The organism is Knoellia flava TL1, assembly GCF_000768675.1.
In the GTDB taxonomy this organism is placed as follows: domain Bacteria; phylum Actinomycetota; class Actinomycetes; order Actinomycetales; family Dermatophilaceae; genus Knoellia; species Knoellia flava.
In genome coordinates, this window is sequence record NZ_AVPI01000057.1 from 1 (window position 1) to 4,146 (window position 4,146).

Annotated in this window: 6 protein-coding genes; all 6 read left to right on the forward strand. The window is 73.1% G+C overall.

What is annotated here, in order from left to right:
- On the forward strand, positions 1-812 hold an 812-nt coding region (gene ribD, locus N798_RS14705), incomplete at its 5' end, for a bifunctional diaminohydroxyphosphoribosylaminopyrimidine deaminase/5-amino-6-(5-phosphoribosylamino)uracil reductase RibD (protein ID WP_035949825.1).
- Positions 812-1,474, forward strand: coding sequence for a riboflavin synthase (locus N798_RS14710; RefSeq protein ID WP_052117400.1), 663 nt, complete (start codon positions 812-814; stop codon positions 1,472-1,474). The genes ribD and N798_RS14710, both read left to right, overlap by 1 nt.
- Positions 1,471-2,172 carry a nicotinamide riboside transporter PnuC gene (gene pnuC, locus N798_RS14715; RefSeq protein ID WP_035949827.1) on the forward strand — a complete coding sequence of 234 codons (702 nt, stop codon included), beginning with the start codon at positions 1,471-1,473 and terminating at the stop codon, positions 2,170-2,172. Before N798_RS14710 ends, pnuC begins: the two co-directional genes overlap by 4 nt.
- The gene (locus tag N798_RS14720) at positions 2,169-3,404 is read left to right on the forward strand and encodes a bifunctional 3,4-dihydroxy-2-butanone-4-phosphate synthase/GTP cyclohydrolase II (protein ID WP_035949829.1); all 1,236 of its coding nucleotides are present in this window, start codon (positions 2,169-2,171) and stop codon (positions 3,402-3,404) included. The genes pnuC and N798_RS14720 overlap by 4 nt, the downstream gene beginning before the upstream one ends.
- Entirely contained in the window at positions 3,401-3,886 is a 486-nt protein-coding gene (ribH, locus tag N798_RS14725; protein ID WP_035949832.1) for a 6,7-dimethyl-8-ribityllumazine synthase, read from the forward strand. Before N798_RS14720 ends, ribH begins: the two co-directional genes overlap by 4 nt.
- 25 nt (positions 3,887-3,911) lie before the next feature.
- The coding region (locus N798_RS14730) for a phosphoribosyl-ATP diphosphatase (protein ID WP_035949834.1) at positions 3,912-4,146 on the forward strand (235 nt) is incomplete at its 3' end.

Sequence of the window (4,146 nt, forward strand, 5' to 3'; positions counted from 1 at the left end):
CGGCATACGTCACGCTCGAGCCCTGCCACCACACCGGCCGCACCGCGCCCTGCTCGCAGGCGCTCGCGGACGCCGGCGTCTCCCGCGTCGTGTATGCCGTCCCCGACCCGAACGCCGCGGCTGCCGGTGGGGCGGCATGGCTGGCGGAGCAGGGCGTGGCGACCGAGCCCGGCCTGCTGCGGGACGAGGCGACCGCGCTCAACCGCTCGTGGCTGCACCGGGTGCGCACCGGCCGGCCGTGGGTGACGTGGAAGCTGGCGACGACGCTCGACGGTCGCAGCGCCGCCGCCGACGGGACGAGCATGTGGATCACCGGGCCGCAGGCGCGGGCCGACGTCCACGAGCACCGGGCCCGGTGCGGCGCGATCCTCGTCGGCACCGGGACCGCGCTCGCGGACGACCCGCACCTCACCGCGCGCCACCCCGACGGCACGCTGCGCGAGCACCAGCCGCTGCGCGTCGTCATGGGCCAGCGCTCCCTCGCCCCGGACGCGCGCGTCTTCGACGACGCCGCGCCGACGGTGCACCTGCGCACCCGCTCACCGCGCGAGGTCCTCGCGCACCTCGCCGAGCGCGAGGTGCACCACGTCTGGCTCGAGGGCGGGCCGACCGTCGCCGCCGCGTTCATGGCCGACGGGTTCGTCGACGAGATCATCGCCTACGTCGCCCCCGTCCTCCTCGGGCGCGGACGCCAGTCGGTGAGCGACCTCGGCATCACGACCATGGCCGACGCCCTCCGGCTCGAGCCGACCGACACGCGGATCATCGGTGACGACGTCCGCATCACCGCCGTCCTCCAGGAGGCCCACTGATGTTCACCGGAATCGTCGAGGAGCTCGGTCGTGTCGACCGCGTCGAGCTCGGTGGGGAGTCGGCGCGGCTCACCCTGCGCGGGCCGCTCGTCACGAGCGACGCCGTCCAGGGCGCGTCGATCGCCGTCAACGGCGTGTGCCTCACCGTCGTCGAGCACGACGTCGAGGAGGGCTGGTTCACCGTCGACGTCATGGCCGAGACACTCGCCCGCACCGACCTCGGCGACCTCACCGCCGGCGCCCCGGTCAACCTCGAGCGCGCCATGGCCGCCTCGGCCCGGTTCGGCGGCCACATCGTCCAGGGCCACGTCGACGGCACTGCGACCGTCGTCGAGCGCGTGCCCGGCGACCGGTGGGAGGTCGTGACCTTCACCCTGCCGCCGGCGCTCGCCCGCTACGTCGTCGAGAAGGGCTCGATCACCGTGGACGGGGTGAGCCTCACCGTCTCCGACGTCACCGAGCGGACCTTCAGCGTCTCGCTCATCCCGACCACCCTCGCCCTGACGACGCTCGGCTCGAAGGCCGTGGGCGACACCGTCAACCTCGAGGTCGACGTCCTCGCGAAGTACGTCGAGCGGCTCCTCGCCGGCCGCACCCTCCCCGCAGACCTGTCCACTCCCGCAGACCTGCCCACCACCACGACCTCGGAGGTCCCCGCATGAACATCCTCGAGCGCCTCTTCGAGGCCCAGCTCACGATCGGCAGCTCTCACATCCTGTGGCGCGAGGTCGTCGGCAACCTCTTCGGTTTCGCCTCCGCCATCGGCGGCATGCGCCGCAGGGTGTGGGCGTGGCCAGTGGGGATCGTCGGCAACCTGCTGCTCTTCACCGTCTTCTTCGGCGTCGCCTTCGCCAACCCGCAGCAGCAGACGCTCTACGGCCAGGCCGGGCGTCAGGTCTTCTTCATCATCACGAGCGTCTACGGCTGGTGGCGCTGGCAGGAGCACCGCAAGGCCCGCGGCGCCGACGCCCCCGCGATCACGCCGCGCTGGGCGACGGTGCGCGAGCGCGCGGCCTACCTCGGCGTCTGGGTCGCCGGCGTCGTCGTCGGCCAGTGGGTCTTCGCGACCATCGGCGCGAACTGGCCCGCCCCGCGCTGGTACTTCTGGTGCGACGCGTGGATCTTCGTCGGCTCGATGCTCGCGACCTACGCGATGGCCCGCGGCTGGAACGACTTCTGGCTCATGTGGATCGCCGTCGACCTCGTCGGCGTGCCGCTGCTGTGGCACTCGAAGTTCTACCCGTCGGCTGTCCTGTATGCCGTCTACGGCGCCCTCGTCCTCTACGGCTTCACCGTGTGGCTCAAGGCCTCCCGCACCGAGCCCGACCCCGACCGCGAGCTGACGGAGGCCGTGCGATGACGCGGCTCTCGACCATCGAGGAGGCGCTCGACGCCCTGCGCGCCGGCCGCCCGGTCCTCGTCACCGACGACGCCGACCGCGAGAACGAGGGCGACGTCGTCCTCGCCGCCGAGACGCTCACCGACGCGTGGATGGCGTGGACGATCCGGCACTCGTCGGGCTACGTCTGCGCCCCCATGACCGACGCCGTCGCCGACCGCCTCGACCTGCCGCTCATGGTGAGCGCCAACGAGGACCGGCTGCGGACGGCATACACGGTCACGGTGGACGCGGCGCAGGGCGTGAGCACCGGCATCAGCGCCGCGGACCGCGCCCTCACCGTGCGGCTGCTCGCCGATGCCGGGACGACGGCGACCGACCTCGTGCGCCCCGGCCACGTCGTGCCGCTGCGCGCCCGCGACGGGGGAGTGCTCGTCCGGCGCGGCCACACCGAGGCCGCCGTCGACCTCTGCCGCCTCGCCGGCCTCGCGTCCGTCGGCGCCATCGCCGAGCTCACCCACGACGACGGCACGATGATGCGACTGCCCGCTGTCCTCGAGCTCGGAGCCGAGCACGACCTGCCCGTCGTCACCATCGAGCAGCTCGTCGCGCACCGGCAGCGCCACGACCGCGTCGCCCGTCACGCGAGCACCACCCTGCCGACCCCCGACGGGACCTTCACGGTGCACGCCTACCGCGACACGCTCACCGGCGACGAGCACCTCGCGCTCGTGAGCCCGCGCGGCCTCGGCGACGGCCCGGTCCTCACGCGGCTGCACAGCGAGTGCCTCACCGGCGACGTCTTCGGGTCGGGTCGCTGCGACTGCGGACCGCAGCTCCGCCGGGCCCAGGCGCGGGTCGCCCGCGAGGGTGGCGTCGTCGTCTACCTCCGTGGCCACGAGGGCCGTGGCGTCGGTCTCGCCGACAAGATCGCCGCGTATGCCGTGCAGGACAACGGGATCGACACCGTCACCGCTCAGGAGGAGCTCGGCCTGCCCGTCGACGCACGCGACTACGCCGCGGCGACGGCGGTCCTGCATGACCTCGGCGTGACCGAGGTCCGCCTGCTCACCAACAACCCCGACAAGGTCGTCGCCGTGCGCGACGCCGGCATCGACGTGGTCGCCGTCGAGCGGCTGCAGGTCGCACCCGTCGCGACGAACGCGGCCTACCTGCGCACCAAGCGCGACCGGCTCGGGCACGACCTCGTGCTGGGCCACGACACCACCACCGCCACCGAGGAGAGCGCATGAAGGCCGGGGCACCCGAGGTCACCGTCGACGGGACCGGGCTGCGCGTCGCCGTCATCGCCGCGTCGTGGCACGACGTCGTCATGGACGGGCTCATCGCGGGTGCGACGAAGGCGCTGACCGAGGCCGGCATCCCGGACGCACCCGTCGTCCGCGTGCCCGGCACCGTCGAGCTGTCGGTCGCCGCCGCACGCCTCGCGCCGAACCACGACGCGCTCGTCGCGCTCGGTGTCGTCATCCGCGGTGGTACCCCGCACTTCGACTACGTCTGCAGCGGAGTCACCCACGGTCTCACCGACGTGAGCACCCGCACCGGCGTGCCCGTCGGGTTCGGCGTGCTCACCTGCGACACCGAGGAACAGGCCCTCGACCGGGCCGGGCTCGACGGCTCGAGCGAGGACAAGGGCGCCGAGGCGGCACTCGCCGCCGTCGCGACCGCGGTGACGCTGCAGGGTCTCGCGCCGCGTCCGCGTGCCGGGGCATGACCCCGCCCCTCGTACGATTGACGCCGTGAAGACCTTCGACGCCCTGTTCGCCGAGCTCACCGACAAGGCCGCGACCCGACCCGAGGGCTCGGGCACGGTGGCGCAGCTGGACGCCGGTGTGCATGCCATCGGCAAGAAGATCGTCGAGGAGGCCGCCGAGGTGTGGATGGCCGCCGAGCACGAGAGCGACGAGCGGGCGGCCGAGGAGATCTCGCAGCTGCTCTACCACCTCCAGGTCCTCATGGTCGCCAAGGGACTCA